We start from the raw sequence: 16,961 nt of genomic DNA, 5'->3' as shown, positions 1-16,961 counted from the left end.
CATGATCCGTGAAGAATTCCTGCGTTTGGCCGCTGCCGGCTATAACCGTATCCCGCTTGCCCGCGAAACCCTTGCCGACTTCGACACACCGCTGTCGATCTACTTGAAATTGGCCGATGAGCCCAACTCCTATTTGCTGGAGTCGGTGCAGGGCGGCGAGAAGTGGGGGCGTTACTCGATCATCGGTTTACCGTGCCGCACCGTATTGCGGGTACACGACCATCAGGTGCGCGTGACCCACGACGGTGTTGAGATCGAGTCCTGCGAGGCCGATGATCCGCTGGCGTTTGTCGAAGCCTTCAAGGCCCGTTACAACGTGCCGACCATTGCCGGATTGCCGCGTTTCAATGGCGGGCTGGTGGGCTACTTCGGTTATGACTGTGTGCGGTATGTGGAAAAACGTTTGGGCAAATGCCCGAACCCTGATCCGCTGGGCGTGCCGGACATCCTGTTGATGGTGTCGGATGCCGTGGTGGTGTTCGACAACCTGGCAGGCAAGATGCACGCGATTGTGCTGGTCGATCCGGCACAGCCTGATGCGTACGAAGACGGTCAGGCGCGGCTTGAAGCCTTGCTTGAGCAACTGCGCCAGCCGATTGCGCCGCGCCGCGGTCTGGACTTCACGGCACAACAGGCTGCTGATCCGGTTTTCCGCTCCAGCTTTACCCAGAGCGACTACGAGAAAGCCGTCGACACCATCAAGGACTACATCCTGGCGGGCGATTGCATGCAGGTTGTGCCATCGCAGCGGATGTCCATCGACTTCAAGGCCGCGCCGATTGATTTGTACCGCGCGCTGCGCTGCTTCAATCCGACACCTTATATGTACTTTTTCAACTTCGGTGACTTCCACGTAGTGGGCAGTTCGCCTGAAGTGCTGGTGCGGGTCGAAGACAACCTGATTACCGTGCGCCCGATTGCTGGCACCCGCCCGCGGGGAGCAACCGAAGAAGCGGATGTGGCGCTGGAGCAAGACCTGCTCAGCGATGACAAGGAAATCGCCGAACACTTGATGCTGATCGACCTGGGGCGCAATGACACCGGCCGGGTCTCTGAAATCGGCTCGGTCAAGCTCACCGAAAAAATGGTGATCGAACGTTACTCCAACGTGATGCACATCGTTTCCAACGTCACCGGACAGCTAAAAAGCGGTCTGACGGCGATGGACGCGCTGCGGGCGATTCTCCCGGCAGGCACGTTGTCGGGTGCGCCGAAAATCCGTGCGATGGAAATCATCGACGAGCTGGAGCCGGTCAAGCGTGGTGTGTATGGCGGTGCGGTCGGTTACTTCGCCTGGAACGGCAATATGGACACGGCCATCGCCATTCGTACGGCGGTGATCAAGAACGGTGAATTGCATGTGCAAGCGGGTGGCGGCATTGTCGCTGACTCGGTACCGGCCCTGGAGTGGGAAGAGACGCTGAATAAACGCCGCGCGATGTTTCGTGCCGTAGCGCTCGCCGAACAAACCCCCGCGTCCGACGCCTGAGGAGCTTAGCCATGTTGCTGATGATCGATAATTACGACTCTTTTACGTACAACGTAGTGCAGTACCTCGGCGAGCTGGGTGCAGAGGTCAAGGTGGTGCGCAACGATGAGCTGACCGTGGCCGAGATCGAAGCGCTCAAGCCCGAGCGCATTGTGGTCTCGCCCGGCCCGTGCACGCCGAATGAGGCAGGCATCTCGCTGGAAGCCATCCAGCACTTTGCGGGCAAATTGCCAATTCTGGGCGTGTGCCTGGGGCATCAATCCATCGGCCAGGCCTTTGGCGGCGACGTGGTGCGAGCGCGTCAGGTGATGCATGGCAAGACCAGTCCGGTTTATCACCTCGATACGGGGGTGTTCCAGGGGTTGAACAACCCGTTGACCGTTACTCGCTATCACTCGCTGGTGGTCAAGCGCGAGACATTGCCCGACTGCCTCGAGCTGACGGCCTGGACGCAACATGCCGATGGTTCGGTCGACGAGATCATGGGCTTGCGCCATAAAACCCTCAACATCGAAGGGGTGCAGTTTCACCCTGAATCGATCCTGACCGAACAAGGTCATGAACTGTTCGCCAATTTTCTTAAACAAACCGGCGGCACGCGCTAAGGACTTCATATGGATATCAAGACTGCCCTGAACCGTATCGTCGGTCACCTCGACCTGAGCACCGAGGAAATGCGCGATGTGATGCGCGACATCATGACCGGCCAATGCACCGAGGCGCAGATCGGCGCCTTCATGATGGGCATGCGCATGAAGAGTGAAAGCATTGATGAAATCGTCGGTGCCGTTACTGTTATGCGCGAGCTGGCGGACAAAGTTGAACTCAATACGCTCGAGGGCGTGGTGGATATTGTTGGCACCGGCGGCGATGGTGCGAATATTTTCAACGTCTCCACAGCATCCGCGCTGGTGATCGCGGCAGCCGGTTGCACCGTTGCCAAACACGGTAATCGCGCCGTATCCGGCAAAAGCGGCAGTGCCGATTTGCTCGAGGCCGCGGGTGTTTACCTGAACCTGACCCCGGTGCAAGTGGCACGCTGCATCGACAGTGTGGGCATCGGTTTCATGTTTGCTCAATCCCATCATGGCGCCATGAAGCACGCGGCCATCCCGCGTCGCGATTTGGGCCTGCGCACCTTGTTCAACATGCTCGGCCCGCTTACGAATCCGGCGGGCGTGTTGCATCAGGTGGTCGGCGTGTTCAATCAGGCATTGTGCCGTCCATTGGCTGAAGTGTTGCAGCGTCTGGGCAGCAAACATGTGCTGGTGGTTCATTCGCAGGACGGGCTGGACGAGTTCAGTCTTGCCGCGCCTACGTATGTCGCTGAGCTGCGCAAAGGTGAGATCACTGAGTATTGGGTTCAGCCCGAAGATCTGGGCATCAAGAGTCAAAGCCTGTTTGGTCTGGTGGTCGACAGCCCTGAACAATCGCTGGAGCTGATTCGCGATGCGTTGGGGCGTCGTAAAACCGAGGCCGGGCAAAAGGCCGCTGAGATGATCGTGCTCAATGCCGGTGCTGCGTTATACGCAGCCGATCTTGCCTACACTCTGAAAGAGGGTGTGGCGCTGGCGCACGATGCGCTGCACACCGGGCTGGCCCGGGAGAAGCTGGAAGAACTGGGCGCGTTTACCGCGATTTTCAAGCAGGAGAATGAAGCATGAGTGTGCCAACCGTTCTGGAAAAAATTCTGGCGCGTAAAGTTCAGGAAGTGGCCGAACGCAGCACGCGCATCAGTCTGGCTGAGCTTGAACGTCAGGCCGCTCAGGCCGATCCAGTCCGGGGCTTTGCCAACGCTTTGCTGGCGCAAGCCAAGCTGAAACAACCGGCCGTGATTGCCGAAATCAAAAAGGCATCCCCGAGCAAAGGTGTCATTTGCGAACACTTCGTGCCTGCCGAGATTGCGCAAAGTTATGAAAAAGGCGGCGCCACCTGCCTGTCAGTGCTGACCGACATCGATTACTTTCAAGGTGCCGATGCATACCTGCAGCAGGCGCGTGCCGCGTGCAAGCTGCCGGTCATTCGCAAGGACTTCATGATCGATCCTTATCAGATCGTTGAAGCCCGCGCGTTGGGTGCGGACTGCGTGTTGTTGATCGTATCCGCGCTGGATGACGTCAAAATGGCCGAGCTGGCCAGTGTTGCCAAAAGTGTCGGGCTTGATGTGCTGGTTGAGGTGCATGATGGCGATGAGCTGGAACGTGCGTTGAAAACCCTCGATACACCGTTGATCGGCATCAACAACCGCAACTTGCATACGTTCGACGTAAGCCTGGAAACCACGCTGGACCTGCTGCCGCGTGTGCCGCGTGATCGACTGGTGATTACCGAGAGCGGAATTCTGAACCGTGCCGATGTCGAGCTGATGGAAATCAGCGAGGTGTATTCGTTCCTGGTCGGTGAAGCGTTCATGCGCGCTGAAAATCCGGGCGCTGAACTGCAACGGTTGTTCTTCCCGGAGCGCGGTACGCCACTATCGAGTTCGACAGCGGATTAAACCCGGTCTCTGTTTTCCAAGGACTTCCATGACCAGCACTCAGCGTCTTTCTGTCGAAGCCGGCCTCAAAGCCGAACAGGATTTATTGGCGTCGGTTTGCGCGGGTGAGCGTGAGGCCGGGGTGCTGTTTTGGCAGCCTACCGATCGGGCGCTGGTCATGCCCAAGCGTTTGGCTCGACTGCCCGGCTTCGAGAGTGCGAGTGTTGAACTGGCTGCCAGCGGCTGGCCGATCCTGTTGCGTGAGACGGGCGGTGAGCCGGTTCCGCAGTCGGCGTCTACGGTCAACATCGCCCTGGTTTACGCTCCGCCACGCAGCGAGGGTGATCAGGGACGAATCGAAACGGCTTATCGCCGTTTGTGCCAACCGATCTGCGATCTTTTGACCGAATTGGGCGGCATTGCGTCCTTGGGAGAAATTGAAGGGGCTTTCTGCGATGGCCGTTTCAACGTCAACCTGAACGGACGCAAGCTGGTGGGCACCGCTCAGCGCTGGCGTCAAAGTCAGGGCGGGCAGCGCCCGGTCGGGCTAGTTCATGGCGCATTGTTGCTGGATGACGAGCGTGAATCGATGGTGGCATCGGTCAATCGCTTCAATGAGCTGTGTTTACTGGAACAGCGTTGCCGTGCGGACAGCCACATCGCCTTGCATGAGGTCTTTGCGGCACCTGATTTTTTCGAACAGTTACAGGCCCGCTATCAAGGCATTCTGTTGCCCTTGCTCACGCCTTAACGCGTACCGAACACGACCATGGTCTTGCCTTTGACGCTGACCAGGTTTTGCTCTTCCAGGTCCTTGAGCACACGCCCGACCATCTCCCGCGAACAACCGACAATCCTGCCGATTTCCTGGCGCGTGACTTTGATTTGCATGCCATCAGGATGAGTCATTGCGTCAGGTTGCTTGCACAATTCAAGCAGGCAGCGTGCAACGCGCCCCGTAACATCAAAAAACGCCAGATCACCGACCTTGCGCGTGGTGTTACGCAGTCGTTGAGCTATTTGGCCACTGAGGGCGTACAGAATTTCAGGTTCCTGATGCGCGTATTCCCTGAATTTGGCGTAAGTGATTTCTGCTACTTCGCATTCCGTCTTGGCCCGGACCCAGGCACTGCGCGCCTGCTCAAGGCCCGGTTGCTCGAATAACCCCAATTCGCCAATAAAGTCCCCTGCATTGAGGTAGGCAATGATCATCTCGCGACCGTCGTCGTCTTCGATCACGATGGTCACCGAGCCTTTGACGATGAAGAACAGCGTCTGCGAGCGTTCACCGGCACAAATGATGTTGCTTTTGGCTTGATAACGCTTGCGTTGGCAATGAGTCAGAAATTTGTCGAGGTTTTTGATCTTGGGTATGGGAGTAAGGGCAACCATGGTTGTGTCCCGTAAAGCCTGCACGGTAAGGGTCAGATCTATTTTTATATAGAGCGCTTGCCGGCTTGGCGCCAGCTAATTGGCGCCAGCTTAACAGACGAATTCTTTACCTAATGCAGAAATTTCCTTGAACGCTGTAAGACAAACCCTCGCTGGCGGTCGGTCATCGAATTTAGGCGCTGTGATAAGCTGGCGCCCCTTTTAAGACAGTGGAGTCTGAGCGATGAAGGCACGCATTCAATGGGCGGGCGAGGCCATGTTTTTGGGCGAATCGGGCAGTGGCCACGTCGTCGTCATGGACGGGCCTCCAGAAAGCGGCGGCCGGAACCTGGGTGTGCGCCCCATGGAGATGCTGCTGCTGGGCCTTGGCGGTTGCAGCAACTTTGATGTGGTGAGCATTCTCAAGAAATCGCGTCAGGCAGTCGAAAGCTGCGAGGCGTTCCTGGATGCGGAGCGCGCCACTGAAGACCCGAAAGTGTTCACCAAGATCCACCTGCACTTCGTGGTCAAGGGCCGCGGGTTGAAAGAGCCACAGGTCAAACGTGCGATCGAACTGTCTGCCGAGAAGTATTGCTCGGCGTCGATCATGCTGGGCGCGGCCGGGGTCGCCATCAGCCACGACTACGAAATAATCGAACTGGGCTGAGTGGACATTCAATTTTCATAAAAGCATTGCAGACTCTGGCGATCAGTCGCTGACGTCTGCATAATGCGCCACTTTTTTAAGGGTCGTGGCGGGGAATCATCCCGGCGGCGGGTCCGAACAGATAACCAAAATCGCCATCGCGAAGAGGTGTTAACCGTCCTACGCAGGTGCGTCCCACGCACTTGACGGGCATGCTGGATCACGCGGCCGAGCCGCATCGACATAGAGAGTTTTATTACGGTGAAAAGCAAACTCAAGCTCCACGGGTTCAATAACCTGACAAAGACCTTGAGCTTCAACATCTATGACATCTGCTATGCGGAAACCCCGCAAGACCAGCAGGCATACGTTGAGTACATCAATCAAGAGTACGACGCAGAACGCCTGACGCAGATCCTTACAGATGTGGTTGATATCATTGGTGCCAACATCCTGAACATCGCCCGTCAGGATTACGATCCCCAAGGCGCCAGCGTGACTATTCTGATTTCCGAGCAGCCGGTAACACCTACCGAAAGCCAGATCGAAGAATCCCCAGGCCCGCTGCCAGAGACCATTTTGGGTCACCTCGACAAAAGTCATATCACGGTGCATACCTATCCGGAGATTCATCCGGTGGACGGCATCGCGACGTTCCGTGTGGACATCGACGTGTCGACGTGCGGCGTTATTTCACCGCTTAAAGCTCTCAACTATCTGATCCATCAGTTTGATTCGGATATCGTGACGGTCGACTATCGCGTGCGCGGCTTTACCCGTGACGTGGAAGGCAAAAAGCACTTTATCGATCATGAGATCAATTCGATCCAGAACTACCTCTCCGAAGACACGCGCGACGGTTATCAAATGACTGACGTGAATGTGTACCAAGAGAACCTGTTTCATACCAAGATGCTGCTCAAGGACTTCGAACTGGATAACTACCTGTTCGGCGATGCCACGAGCAACCTTTCGACCGAGCAGCGCGCTCAGGTCACTGAGCGTGTGAAGCACGAAATGCTCGAAATCTTTTACGCGCGCAACATGTCGTAAGCAGCGAGCATCAAAAAAAGGCGGCTACCGTGAGGTAAGCCGCCTTTTTTGTGCGTACGTTGCGCGAGGGCGATTAAATGCGGTAGGTGCTTTTGGTCATGACTTTTGCCATCAGGCTCATGCCAAACTTCACGGGTGCCGGGAAACGATAACCGCCAGCGTCCAGGGCGGATTCAGCATGGTGTTCTTCGTCGATGCGCATTTGTTCAAGAATGGCCCGCGACTTTTCATCCTCGGGCGGCAGTTGCGCCAAGTGTTCGTTCAAGTGCTTGCACACTTGATCTTCGGTTGCGGCGACGAAACCCAGGCTGACCTTGTCGCTGATCAGACCCGCCACCGCGCCAATTCCGAAAGACATGCCGTAAAACAGCGGGTTTAGCACGCTCGGATGGCTTCCCAGTTGGCGAATACGTTGTTCGCACCAGGCCAGGTGATCGATTTCTTCTTCAGCGGCATGTTCCATGGCTTCGCGCACATGCGGCAGTTTGGCGGTCAGGGCCTGGCCCTGATACAAGGCCTGGGCGCAGACTTCGCCGGTATGGTTAATCCGCATGAGGCCCGCCACATGACGCGTGGCCTGTTCCCCCAGAGGGTTTTCAGGTTTGACGATGGCAGGCGAGGGGCGATACGGCTGGCCACTGAAAGGCAGCAAGGTGCGCATTGCGGTATCAGCTTGTAACAGAAGGCGGTCAATCGGCGAGTAGTGACGTTGGGTAGTCATGCTTACCTCCGGGAAAAATCACGGCGGCCAGTTTACCCCAATCGGGCAGGCAGGGTTTGCGTTGGATCATGGGCAAGCGCGGGAGCGTTTGGCGTTCCCGCGCATGATTGTCGCTGAATCAGCCCGGAGGCCAGTTCATTTGGCGCTGACCCAGCACATGCATATGGATGTGGTAAACCGTTTGGCCGCCATCTTCATTGCAGTTCATGACAACGCGAAAACCCTTCTCGCAGCCTTGTTCCACGGCCAGACGCTGGGCGGTGAACAAAATATGACCGGCCAGTGCTTTGTCTTCTTCGGTCAGGTCGTTGAGGGTGCGAATTGGTTTTTTCGGAATGACCAGAAAATGCACAGGCGCTTGTGGCGCAATGTCGTGAAAGGCCAGTACCTGATCATCTTCGTAGATGATCTTCGCGGGTATTTCACGGTTGATGATCTTGGTGAACAGAGTATCCAAAGCTGTATCTCCGTAAGTGAAGTCTGTTCTGAGTGTACTCAGGGGATCGTTGGGCGGCCAGCTACCTTAACGAGGACAGTACGACTTGTTAACCGAGGCGGCGATTTTGCGTGTCATCCAGCGCGACAGTACGCGAGGCACACGGGTCAGCCAGCGATTTCGCCAGCCCGGCATGATGATGGCCTTGTTCTTTTCAAGTGCGCGTACGGTATAGAGCGCGACTTCTTCGGGGCTCAGTGCATGACGATTGTGTTTGAGGGGTTCGGCGTTCATGTTCGCTGCCTCAAAAAAACCGGTGCGGGTGATGCCGGGGCAGAGCACTGACACCTTGATCCCGGTTTTCTTGACCTCTTCGCGCAAACCCTCCGAAAAGTGCAGTACATACGCTTTACTCGCGAAGTAGGTGCTCAACCAAGGACCCGGCTGATACGCCGCGATCGATGAAACGTTCAGGATCTGCCCGCCGCCCTGTACCGCCATCATATTGCCGATGGCGTGGCACAGCCGAGTAAGTGCCAGCACATTGAGTTCGATCAAGTCTTGCTCAGCGCTCCAGTCGTGCGCCAGGAAAGGACCGCAGGTGCCGATCCCCGCGCAATTGATCAGCAAATCAATCTGTCTGTCACCTTCTTCCAGCTCCAGCAGGAAGCCCGACAACCTCAGCGGCTCACCCAAATCGCAGGCGCGGATCAGCACTTCTACGCCAAAGCGCTGAGTGAATTCGAGGGCGATGGCCTCCAGTGCATCCCGTTGGCGGGCAACCAGGATCAAACTGCGCCCGCGACGGGCTAGGGCTTCTGCCAGGGCCAGGCCAATGCCGCTTGAGGCGCCAGTGATCAAAGCGTAACGGGTCATGCTGTTCTCCATCGCAACGGTTCAGTCCGGTGACAATGATGTCCCTGGCGTTAGCGCGTTTATTAAAAAGCGCAGTCTACAGGCTGTTGGTGCTGGCTGCGTTGATGAACGAGGCCGCGAGGCCAAGTGTGAAGGCGAGGATTGTCGCGATTATTGAAAGGATCGCAAGAGTGATCGAAACCCAGGCCAGGACTTTGACTGCAGTGCTGTTAGGGGGAGGTGGCGGACCATACTGATTCGGCCCCGTTGTACCCGGCATCAATACCAGCATGAAGGAGAGAATCAGGGTCGCGACGGGCACAAGATGCAGCAAGAGCATCCACGCTGACCAATTGAGGTCATGCAGGCGCTGCGCGCTTATTCTCAGGCTGATGATCAAATAGGCCAGCATCACCGTCAGGCTGCAGGTGATCCCCAATGTGTAGGAAATGTGGGTTATCAGCATGGACGGGATGAGGACGGCGCCAGCGATTGCCGTGAGCACCAGTGTCCACGCCAGCATTCGCATACGGCCAATGCGACCGTTGAACCCCAATGGATCCAGCGTGCCGTAAACCGTTTGAGGTGATTTTTCCAGGCTAATTTCTGGCATTACTACTTCCTTGTCCGGTAGCTAAAAATTAAAGCCCGCCGAGTGGCGGGCTTCGCTGTTTCAACGGTGCGGCCAATGCTCGGATAGCCGTTGAGTTTCGCTTAACGCCTGACGGTATTCTTCTTCCAGGCGTGCGATCAGCTCATCTGTTGAAGGCAAGTCGGAAATTTCGCCTACGCCCTGACCTGCCGACCACACGGTTTTCCAGGCTTTGGCTTCATCACTGAGCGGTTTCAGTTTGTTTCCTGACTCCGTTTTGCTTTGCAACGCCGCCAAGTCATAGCCGGCGTTTTCAAGACTTTGCCGCATAAAGCTGGCAGGTACGCCTGACACGGCCGGGGTGTGGATGATATCGGCCGCGTGGGATGCGAGCAGCATCTCTTTATAAGCCTCAGGAGCATGGCTTTCGCAGGTTCCGATAAAGCGCGTGCCCATGTAAGCCAAATCGGCGCCGATTGTTTGAGCTGCCAATATCTCGTGGCCATGGTTCAGGCAGCCTGCGAGAAGGAGCGTTTTGTCGAAGAACTGGCGTATTTCTGCTGCCAGGGCGAAAGGGCTCCAAGTGCCCGCATGCCCACCTGCGCCAGCAGCGACGGCAATCAAGCCATCTACACCTGCTTGCGCGGCCTTTTCGGCGTGACGGCGGGTGGTGACATCATGGAAGACCACGCCGCCATAGCTGTGAACGGCGTCGACCACCTCTTTGACGGCGCCCAGGCTGGTGATCACGATGGGCACTTTGTGCTCGACGCAAATGGCAAGGTCTGCTTCAAGCCGCGGGTTGCTGTTGTGCACGATCAGGTTCACAGCGTAGGGCGCCGGGTTATCCAGTAGCGTAAGGCCTGCTTCGATTTCCTCAAGCCAGGCCTTGAACCCCAGGCTGTCGCGCTGGTTCAGTGCCGGAAAACTGCCGACTACGCCATTACGGCAACAGGCAAGTACCAGTTGCGGGTTGGAAATCAGAAACATCGGCGCGGCCACCACCGGCAGGCGTAAGCGTTGTTCAAGCAGGGCAGGCAGTGACATCGGATAACCTCGTTGAAAGATGAGATGAGTTAGAACGGTTTGACCACCACAAGAATGACGATAGCGATCAGAAACAGGACAGGTACTTCGTTGAACCAGCGGAAGTACACATGGCTGCGGGTATTTTCTCCACGGGCGAAGCGCTTCACCTGTGCGCCACACATATGGTGATAGCCGATTAGCAGCACCACCAATGTCAATTTGGCATGCATCCAGCCCTGGCTGAAGTAGCCGCCAGGGTTAAGGCTGATCAACCAGCCGCCAAAAATGATTGTGGCGATCATCGCGGGTCCCATGATGCCCCGATACAGCTTGCGCTCCATTACGCTGAATCGCTCTTTGCTGACGGAATCTTCGCTTTGTGCGTGGTAAACAAACAGGCGAGGCAGGTAAAACAGGCCAGCAAACCAACAGACGATGCTGATGATGTGGAAGGCTTTTAGCCATAGATAAAGCATTTTTAGTTATTCCCAGGTTCACGGTAGATCAAATAGTAGTAGTAGAGCGTCTGTGAGTCACCTTGGCGGTTGTCGCAGGGACGCGCTGTCCCTATTATCGAGGGCTTTCCAGTGGGTTCGTTGAGGGGCAGGTTATGGTCAAGGTCGGTATTGTCGGCGGCACGGGTTACACCGGGGTCGAATTGCTGCGTTTGCTGGCACAGCATCCGCAGGCTGAAGTGGTGGTGATCACTTCTCGATCCGAAGCGGGCCTGCCGGTTGCCGATATGTATCCCAACCTGCGCGGTCATTACGACGACCTTACCTTTAGCGTGCCGGATACTCAGACACTGGCGGCATGTGACGTGGTTTTTTTCGCGACGCCGCATGGTGTGGCTCATGCCTTGGCGGGTGAATTGCTTGCGGCAGGTACCAAGGTGATCGACCTGTCGGCCGATTTTCGTCTGCAAGATGCTGATGAGTGGGCTAAATGGTACGGTCAGCCGCATGGCGCGCCTGAGCTGCTCAAGGAAGCTGTTTATGGTTTGCCGGAGGTGAATCGTGAACAAATCAGGCAAGCCCGTCTGATTGCTGTGCCGGGTTGTTATCCGACGGCCACCCAGCTAGGTTTTTTACCTCTGCTGGAAGCTGGCCTTGCCGATACATCGGTGTTGATTGCCGACTGTAAATCGGGCGTCAGCGGGGCTGGTCGAGGCGCTAGTGTAGGTTCCCTGTATGCAGAAACGTCCGAAAGCATGAAGGCTTATGCCGTTAAAGGGCATCGTCACCTGCCTGAAATACGTCAGGGGCTACGTCGGGCCGCCGGTAAAGATGTCGGGCTGACATTTGTTCCACATTTGACGCCGATGATTCGCGGAATCCATTCCACGTTGTACACCACTGTTGCCGATCGTTCTGTGGATCTGCAGGCGTTGTTTGAAAAGCGTTATGCCAATGAGCCTTTTGTGGATGTGATGCCCGCTGGCAGCCACCCTGAAACTCGCAGTGTGCGAGGCGCCAATGTGTGCCGTATCGCCATTCACCGCCCGCAGGATGGTGATCTGGTGGTGGTGTTGTCGGTCATCGACAATTTGGTCAAGGGGGCGTCGGGCCAGGCTGTACAGAACATGAATATCCTGTTTGGTCTGGATGAGCGTCTGGGCCTGTCCCATGCCGGAATGCTGCCTTAACACCAGCAGATATGCTCAAGCGGTAAGTGCCCAGCTTGCCGCTGCTACTTATGAATAGTTGACCGCTTTTCTAGGAGAAGCGGATAATGCGCGTCATCACGCATTATGGCGGCATAGCGCCGGGAGATAGTCAGCATGAGCGTCGAATCCTTCACCCCCATGACTTTGCAATTCACCGAAGGTGCTGCGCACAAGGTGAAGAGCCTGGTCGATGAAGAGGGTAATGATCGTTTGAAGCTGCGCGTATTTGTGACGGGCGGCGGTTGTTCAGGTTTTCAGTACGGTTTCACGTTTGATGAGGACGTTGCAGACGATGACACTATCGTCGAGCGCGAGGGTGTGAGCCTGGTGGTTGACCCAATGAGCTTCCAGTACCTGGCGGGTGCTGAGGTGGACTATCAGGAAGGTCTGGAAGGTTCGCGTTTTGTGATCAAGAACCCGAATGCCACTACGACCTGTGGTTGTGGCTCGTCATTCTCGATTTGATCGGGTAGTAGAAGCACGCTAAACGCCGCGTCGATACGCGGCGTTTTGCTGTCTGCCGTTTATGGAGTGGGTGTTCAGGCGGGATAGATAGCGCCGAGGATACGCATGCCGCGTGCACCCGTCACGCTGGGGCGGTTGGTGGGAATACCCTCCAGACAGCAATGGGCCAGCCATGCAAATGCCATGGCCTCTACCCAATCGGGATCCACCCCTTTGATCAGGGTGCTATTGACCTTGGTATGTGGAAGAAGCGAAGCCAGCCGTGTCATCAACGCGGTGTTGTGCGCACCACCACCGCATACCAGAAGCTCGTCGGTGCGCGGTTGGGCTATTTGCAGTGAGTTCACGATCGTAAGCGCTGTGAGTTCGAGCAGGGTTGCTTGAATGTCTTCAGCGGGGAATGCTGGCAAGCTGACGAGGTGATGCTTCAGCCAATTCAGGTTAAAGACCTCACGCCCGGTGCTTTTCGGACCCTGTGTCTTGAAGAATGGATCGCTTAACAAGCTCTTGAGAAGGATGGGCTCCACAGTGCCGCTGGCCGCCCACTGGCCGCTGCGGTCATAGAGGTCGCCGCGTGTATCTTGTATCCAGGCATCCAGCAAGACATTTCCCGGGCCGCAGTCGAAACCAGCTACAGGCTCGGTAGGTGTTATCAAGCTTAGGTTGCTGAACCCGCCTACGTTCAATACGGCTCGATAGCTACCCTCGTTATTGAACAGGGCTTCGTGAAATGCAGGCACAAGCGGCGCACCCTGGCCGCCAGCTGCTACATCCCGGCGACGGAAATCACCGACCACACAAATACCTGTTAGCTCGGCCAATAACGCTGGGTTACCGATTTGTACCGTAAAGCCCAGGGCGGGTTCGTGCCGGATGGTCTGGCCATGGCTACCTATCGCCCGGATGTCTTTTGGAGAGAGCTGCTGTTGTGCGAGAAGTGCGTGCACCCCTTGCGCTGCAAGCTCAACCCAATGATTTTCAGCAATGGCGCAGCGTGCAACTTCGTCAGGGCCGCTGGTGCAAAGGCCGAGTAATTCGGCGCGTAATGACGAAGGCATGGGGGTGTAGTGAGAGGCGAGAAGCTTTATGCTCGCCCCTAACTCAATCAAGGCGATGTCCATGCCATCAAGGCTTGTGCCGGACATTACCCCTATGTAGAGCGCCATGGCTTAGCGCTTGCTCGAAGCAAGCATTGTGGCTTTTTCCTGATTCATGCGGGCCATTAACGGTTGGCTCTGTTGCATGAACCGGGCGCGTTCATTTTTGGCAATCGGGTCAGCCATTGGCAGCTTTTGCCCAAGCGGGTCAACGTGGACGCCGTTGACCTGAAACTCATAGTGCAAGTGCGGACCTGTCGACAGGCCGGTGGTGCCAATGTAGCCAATCACTTGCCCCTGCTTGACGGAGCCGCCAGTTTTGACGCCTTTGGCAAACCCCTGCATGTGCCCATAGAGCGTGCGATATGTGTTGCCGTGCTGAATGATCACGGTGTTGCCGTAACCACCGCGCCGGCCTGCAAGTAACACTTTGCCATCGCCAGCGGCCTTGATGGGAGTGCCGCGTGGAGCAGCATAATCCACGCCTTTGTGAGCACGAATTTTGTTCAGGATCGGGTGTTTGCGCCCGGAAGAAAAGCGTGAGCTGATGCGGGCAAAATCTACCGGTGTGCGGATGAATGCCTTGCGCATGCTATTGCCATCAGCCGTGTAGTAATTGCTGATGCCCTGCTTGTTGGTGTAGCGAACGGCTGTATAGGTCTTGCCGCGGTTGGTGAAACGTGCAGACAAGATGTTGCCAGTACCCACTGTTTTCCCGTTGACCACTTTTTGCTCGTAGATAACCTCAAACTGGTCACCTGGACGAATGTCTTGGGCAAAGTCGATGTCATAACCGAATACTTTGGCCATATCCATCGTCATGCTGTGGGGCAGGCCGGCACGCTGACCGGAAGCAGAAAGCGAGCTGCTGATTACGCCGTGAACGTAAGCTGTGCGCACTGTCGGCTGCGCAGTAACACGGCGAAACGAATACCCTTTTGCCGTCTTGCTCAGGGTGATTGTTTCAAGATCGCTGACGCGGCTGTGCAGGTTGTTGAGCTGGCCGTCTGCGCCCATCTCAAACTCTAGTTTCTGGCCATGTTTAAGCTGGCTGAACTGTTTGGCTTGTTTGTCGCTGGCCAAAACCTCATGCACTGATGAGGCGGGAAGGCCCACCTTCTCAAAAAGCGTAGAGAGCGTGTCACCTTTGGCGACAACTACTTCGCGGTGGCTCGGCTCTTTCTTGTCTTCAACTTTTGCAGTCGCAGCGGGCGTACTGTCTTGCTGATCTATTTGGGTAAACGGGGCGGGTGTAGCTTCATTTGTGGCCTGAACGAGTTCGGCGGCGTCTTGATCTTGTGTCAGTTGTTCAGCAGGGGTTTCCAGCTCCAGATTTAGAGTCGTGCGTTTGGCTTCTACTTCGCTGGAGGGAAACACCAGCAGCGCCAAACTCAATAAAGCTGCGATCCCGCTTGCGGCGAGAAGGTGGGTCTTCGGATAAAGCGGTGGCGCTTTAGGCGGTTGACTGGTCATAGGTAATTTGACTTTGAGATAAAGGATGAATTGGAAAAGATGACTGACACGGTGAAGATGAAATAACTGTATAAAATATAACCAAAACGCCCTTGAAGCAAGTTGACCACACATTAACTGACAGATAGCCACCCGTACGCCTGCCAGAACTTGTATTTAGCGGGTGATCTTGTATGGTTGGATCCCTTTGAATTTGAGCCTTACGGGTCTGATATGAAGTCGGTTGAAGAGCAGCTAGCGCTAATCAAGCGTGGTGCCGAAGAGGTACTGGTCGAGTCTGAATTGGTTGAGAAGTTGAAGCGTGGCCAACCGCTGCGTATTAAGGCTGGATTTGACCCTACTGCACCCGATCTGCATTTGGGACACACCGTACTGATCAATAAGCTGCGCCAGTTTCAGGAATTGGGACATCACGTCATCTTTCTGATTGGTGACTTTACGGGGATGATTGGTGATCCAAGTGGTAAGAGTGCGACGCGTCCTCCGCTGACGCGCGAACAAGTACTCGACAACGCCGAAACCTACAAGACCCAGGTCTTCAAGATTCTCGATCCATCGAAAACCGAAGTGGCGTTCAACTCTACCTGGATGGATCAGATGGGGCCTGCGGATTTTATTCGTCTGACGTCCCAATACACCGTAGCGCGCATGCTTGAGCGCGACGACTTTGATAAGCGCTATACCACGAATCAGCCGATTGCCATTCACGAGTTTTTGTACCCTTTGGTGCAAGGGTATGACTCGGTTGCCTTGCGAGCGGATGTCGAGTTGGGCGGTACCGATCAGAAATTCAATTTGCTGATGGGTCGTGAGTTGCAGCGCGGTTATGGGCAAGAGGCGCAGTGCATTGTCACGATGCCTTTGCTTGAGGGGTTGGATGGCGTCAAGAAGATGTCCAAATCCTTGGGTAATTACGTGGGCATCCAAGAAGCACCGGGGGTGATGTATAGCAAGTTGGTGTCTATCCCGGATGCATTGATGTGGCGTTACTTTGAGCTGCTCAGCTTTCGTTCCATGGATGAGATCAATGGCCTTAAGGCTGAGGTTGAGGCCGGTGCCAATCCACGTGACATCAAAATCAAGCTGGCTGAAGAGATTGTGGAGCGTTTCCATGGTGCAGAGGCTGCAGCCAATGCGCACCGTGGTGCGGGTAATCGCATGAAAGACGGTGAGTTGCCGGATGACTTGCCGGAGATTGAATTGGTTGCGGCGGAAGACATGCCTATTGCGGCTGTGCTCAATAAGGCCGGGCTGGTGAAGAACTCTGCTGTTGCTCGTGATTTGTTGGGGTCGGGTGGTGTGCGTATAGATGGTGAGGTCGTGGATCGCTCCTATATATATGTGCTGGGCTCCACGCATGTTTGTCAGGCTGGCAAGAAGGCGTTTGCTCGAATTACATTGAAATCTGAATAAATTTGAAAATAGTGCTGGACGGCGCATTTTGTTTGCCTATAATGCGCCCCAGTTCCGGCGCAGTCGAAACGGAAAACTCCTTGAGATTCAAAGAGTTAAACGATTTCGAAAGTGTCAGCTTCAAGTCATCGAAGCAGGAAATGAGGTGTTGACAGCAGCGTGTAACGCTGTAGAATTCG

20 protein-coding genes are annotated in these 16,961 nt (G+C 55.7%); 10 read left to right on the top strand and 10 right to left on the bottom strand.

The genetic code is table 11. The features are described 5' to 3' along the window. Position 1: 1 nt before the first annotated feature. Genes trpE through HBN68_RS00075 form a run of 5 tightly spaced genes read left to right on the top strand, consistent with a single transcriptional unit; the run spans position 2 to position 4,716 of the window. Positions 2-1,489, top strand: a complete 1,488-nt coding sequence (trpE, locus tag HBN68_RS00095) for an anthranilate synthase component I (protein ID WP_169961987.1) — start codon at positions 2-4, stop codon at positions 1,487-1,489. An 11-nt stretch (positions 1,490-1,500) separates the two neighbouring features. Further along, positions 1,501-2,094 carry an aminodeoxychorismate/anthranilate synthase component II gene (locus HBN68_RS00090; RefSeq protein WP_094992856.1) on the top strand — a complete coding sequence of 198 codons (594 nt, stop codon included), beginning with the start codon at positions 1,501-1,503 and terminating at the stop codon, positions 2,092-2,094. A 9-nt stretch (positions 2,095-2,103) separates the two neighbouring features. Next, on the top strand, positions 2,104-3,153 hold the full coding sequence (gene trpD, locus HBN68_RS00085; protein WP_094992857.1) for an anthranilate phosphoribosyltransferase: 1,050 nt from the start codon (positions 2,104-2,106) through the stop codon (positions 3,151-3,153). Beyond that, positions 3,150-3,986, top strand: coding sequence for an indole-3-glycerol phosphate synthase TrpC (gene trpC, locus HBN68_RS00080; protein WP_169961985.1), 837 nt, complete (start codon positions 3,150-3,152; stop codon positions 3,984-3,986). Before trpD ends, trpC begins: the two co-directional genes overlap by 4 nt. Positions 3,987-4,014: 28 nt before the next feature. Continuing rightward, the gene (locus HBN68_RS00075) at positions 4,015-4,716 is read left to right on the top strand and encodes a lipoate--protein ligase family protein (RefSeq protein WP_094992859.1); all 702 of its coding nucleotides are present in this window, start codon (positions 4,015-4,017) and stop codon (positions 4,714-4,716) included. Here the strand turns inward: HBN68_RS00075 and crp are convergent. Continuing rightward, complete coding sequence (gene crp, locus HBN68_RS00070; protein ID WP_094992860.1) at positions 4,713-5,357, bottom strand: cAMP-activated global transcriptional regulator CRP; 645 nt, start codon at positions 5,355-5,357, stop codon at positions 4,713-4,715. The two genes, HBN68_RS00075 and crp, sit on opposite strands and share 4 nt — an antisense overlap. Positions 5,358-5,580: 223 nt before the next feature. On the opposite strand from crp, the gene HBN68_RS00065 reads away from it, so the two are divergent. Beyond that, entirely contained in the window at positions 5,581-6,003 is a 423-nt protein-coding gene (locus HBN68_RS00065; RefSeq protein ID WP_094992861.1) for an OsmC family protein, read from the top strand. Positions 6,004-6,243: 240 nt separating this feature from the next. Beyond that, positions 6,244-7,035, top strand: coding sequence for an adenosylmethionine decarboxylase (gene speD / locus HBN68_RS00060; protein ID WP_047277964.1), 792 nt, complete (start codon positions 6,244-6,246; stop codon positions 7,033-7,035). A 73-nt stretch (positions 7,036-7,108) separates the two neighbouring features. Here the strand turns inward: speD and coq7 are convergent, their stop codons facing one another. The 6 genes from coq7 to hemJ all read right to left on the bottom strand — a co-directional run bounded on the left by coq7 (position 7,109) and on the right by hemJ (position 11,144). Continuing rightward, a complete protein-coding gene (coq7, locus tag HBN68_RS00055; RefSeq protein ID WP_094992862.1) occupies positions 7,109-7,756 on the bottom strand; it encodes a 2-polyprenyl-3-methyl-6-methoxy-1,4-benzoquinone monooxygenase in 648 nt (215 codons plus the stop codon). A gap of 118 nt (positions 7,757-7,874) precedes the next feature. After that, entirely contained in the window at positions 7,875-8,213 is a 339-nt protein-coding gene (locus HBN68_RS00050) for a histidine triad nucleotide-binding protein (protein WP_005792015.1), read from the bottom strand. Positions 8,214-8,279: 66 nt separating this feature from the next. Beyond that, positions 8,280-9,068 (bottom strand): SDR family oxidoreductase, encoded by a 789-nt coding sequence (locus HBN68_RS00045; protein WP_094992863.1) that lies wholly within the window; start codon positions 9,066-9,068, stop codon positions 8,280-8,282. Positions 9,069-9,144: 76 nt separating this feature from the next. Beyond that, positions 9,145-9,660 (bottom strand): DUF805 domain-containing protein, encoded by a 516-nt coding sequence (locus HBN68_RS00040; protein WP_169961983.1) that lies wholly within the window; start codon positions 9,658-9,660, stop codon positions 9,145-9,147. A 60-nt stretch (positions 9,661-9,720) separates the two neighbouring features. Next, positions 9,721-10,686, bottom strand: coding sequence for a nitronate monooxygenase family protein (locus tag HBN68_RS00035; RefSeq protein ID WP_094992865.1), 966 nt, complete (start codon positions 10,684-10,686; stop codon positions 9,721-9,723). A 29-nt stretch (positions 10,687-10,715) separates the two neighbouring features. Further along, a complete protein-coding gene (hemJ, locus tag HBN68_RS00030; protein WP_169961981.1) occupies positions 10,716-11,144 on the bottom strand; it encodes a protoporphyrinogen oxidase HemJ in 429 nt (142 codons plus the stop codon). A 134-nt stretch (positions 11,145-11,278) separates the two neighbouring features. Here hemJ and argC point away from each other — a divergent pair, with 134 nt between their 5' ends. Both argC and erpA read left to right on the top strand, forming a co-directional pair. After that, the gene (gene argC / locus HBN68_RS00025; RefSeq protein ID WP_169961979.1) at positions 11,279-12,313 is read left to right on the top strand and encodes an N-acetyl-gamma-glutamyl-phosphate reductase; all 1,035 of its coding nucleotides are present in this window, start codon (positions 11,279-11,281) and stop codon (positions 12,311-12,313) included. 135 nt (positions 12,314-12,448) lie between these two features. Next, positions 12,449-12,799, top strand: a complete 351-nt coding sequence (gene erpA, locus HBN68_RS00020) for an iron-sulfur cluster insertion protein ErpA (protein WP_169961977.1) — start codon at positions 12,449-12,451, stop codon at positions 12,797-12,799. Positions 12,800-12,873: 74 nt separating this feature from the next. On the opposite strand, the gene HBN68_RS00015 is transcribed toward erpA, so the two are convergent. Together HBN68_RS00015 and HBN68_RS00010 are read right to left on the bottom strand one after the other, a co-directional pair. Beyond that, positions 12,874-13,965, bottom strand: a complete 1,092-nt coding sequence (locus HBN68_RS00015) for an anhydro-N-acetylmuramic acid kinase (RefSeq protein ID WP_094992869.1) — start codon at positions 13,963-13,965, stop codon at positions 12,874-12,876. A 3-nt stretch (positions 13,966-13,968) separates the two neighbouring features. Continuing rightward, a complete protein-coding gene (locus HBN68_RS00010; RefSeq protein WP_169962541.1) occupies positions 13,969-15,369 on the bottom strand; it encodes a peptidoglycan DD-metalloendopeptidase family protein in 1,401 nt (466 codons plus the stop codon). A 213-nt stretch (positions 15,370-15,582) separates the two neighbouring features. On the opposite strand from HBN68_RS00010, the gene tyrS reads away from it, so the two are divergent. Next, positions 15,583-16,782 (top strand): tyrosine--tRNA ligase, encoded by a 1,200-nt coding sequence (gene tyrS / locus HBN68_RS00005; RefSeq protein ID WP_094992871.1) that lies wholly within the window; start codon positions 15,583-15,585, stop codon positions 16,780-16,782. Here tyrS and HBN68_RS22000 read toward each other — a convergent pair. Beyond that, positions 16,763-16,961, bottom strand: a 199-nt coding sequence (locus HBN68_RS22000; protein ID WP_222932966.1) for a hypothetical protein, incomplete at its 5' end; no start/stop codon positions are given. The genes tyrS and HBN68_RS22000 overlap by 20 nt on opposite strands.

The organism is Pseudomonas sp. WS 5078, assembly GCF_012985745.1.
GTDB lineage: Bacteria > Pseudomonadota > Gammaproteobacteria > Pseudomonadales > Pseudomonadaceae > Aquipseudomonas > Aquipseudomonas lundensis_A.
This window is presented reverse-complemented; position numbering and strand designations above follow the sequence as displayed.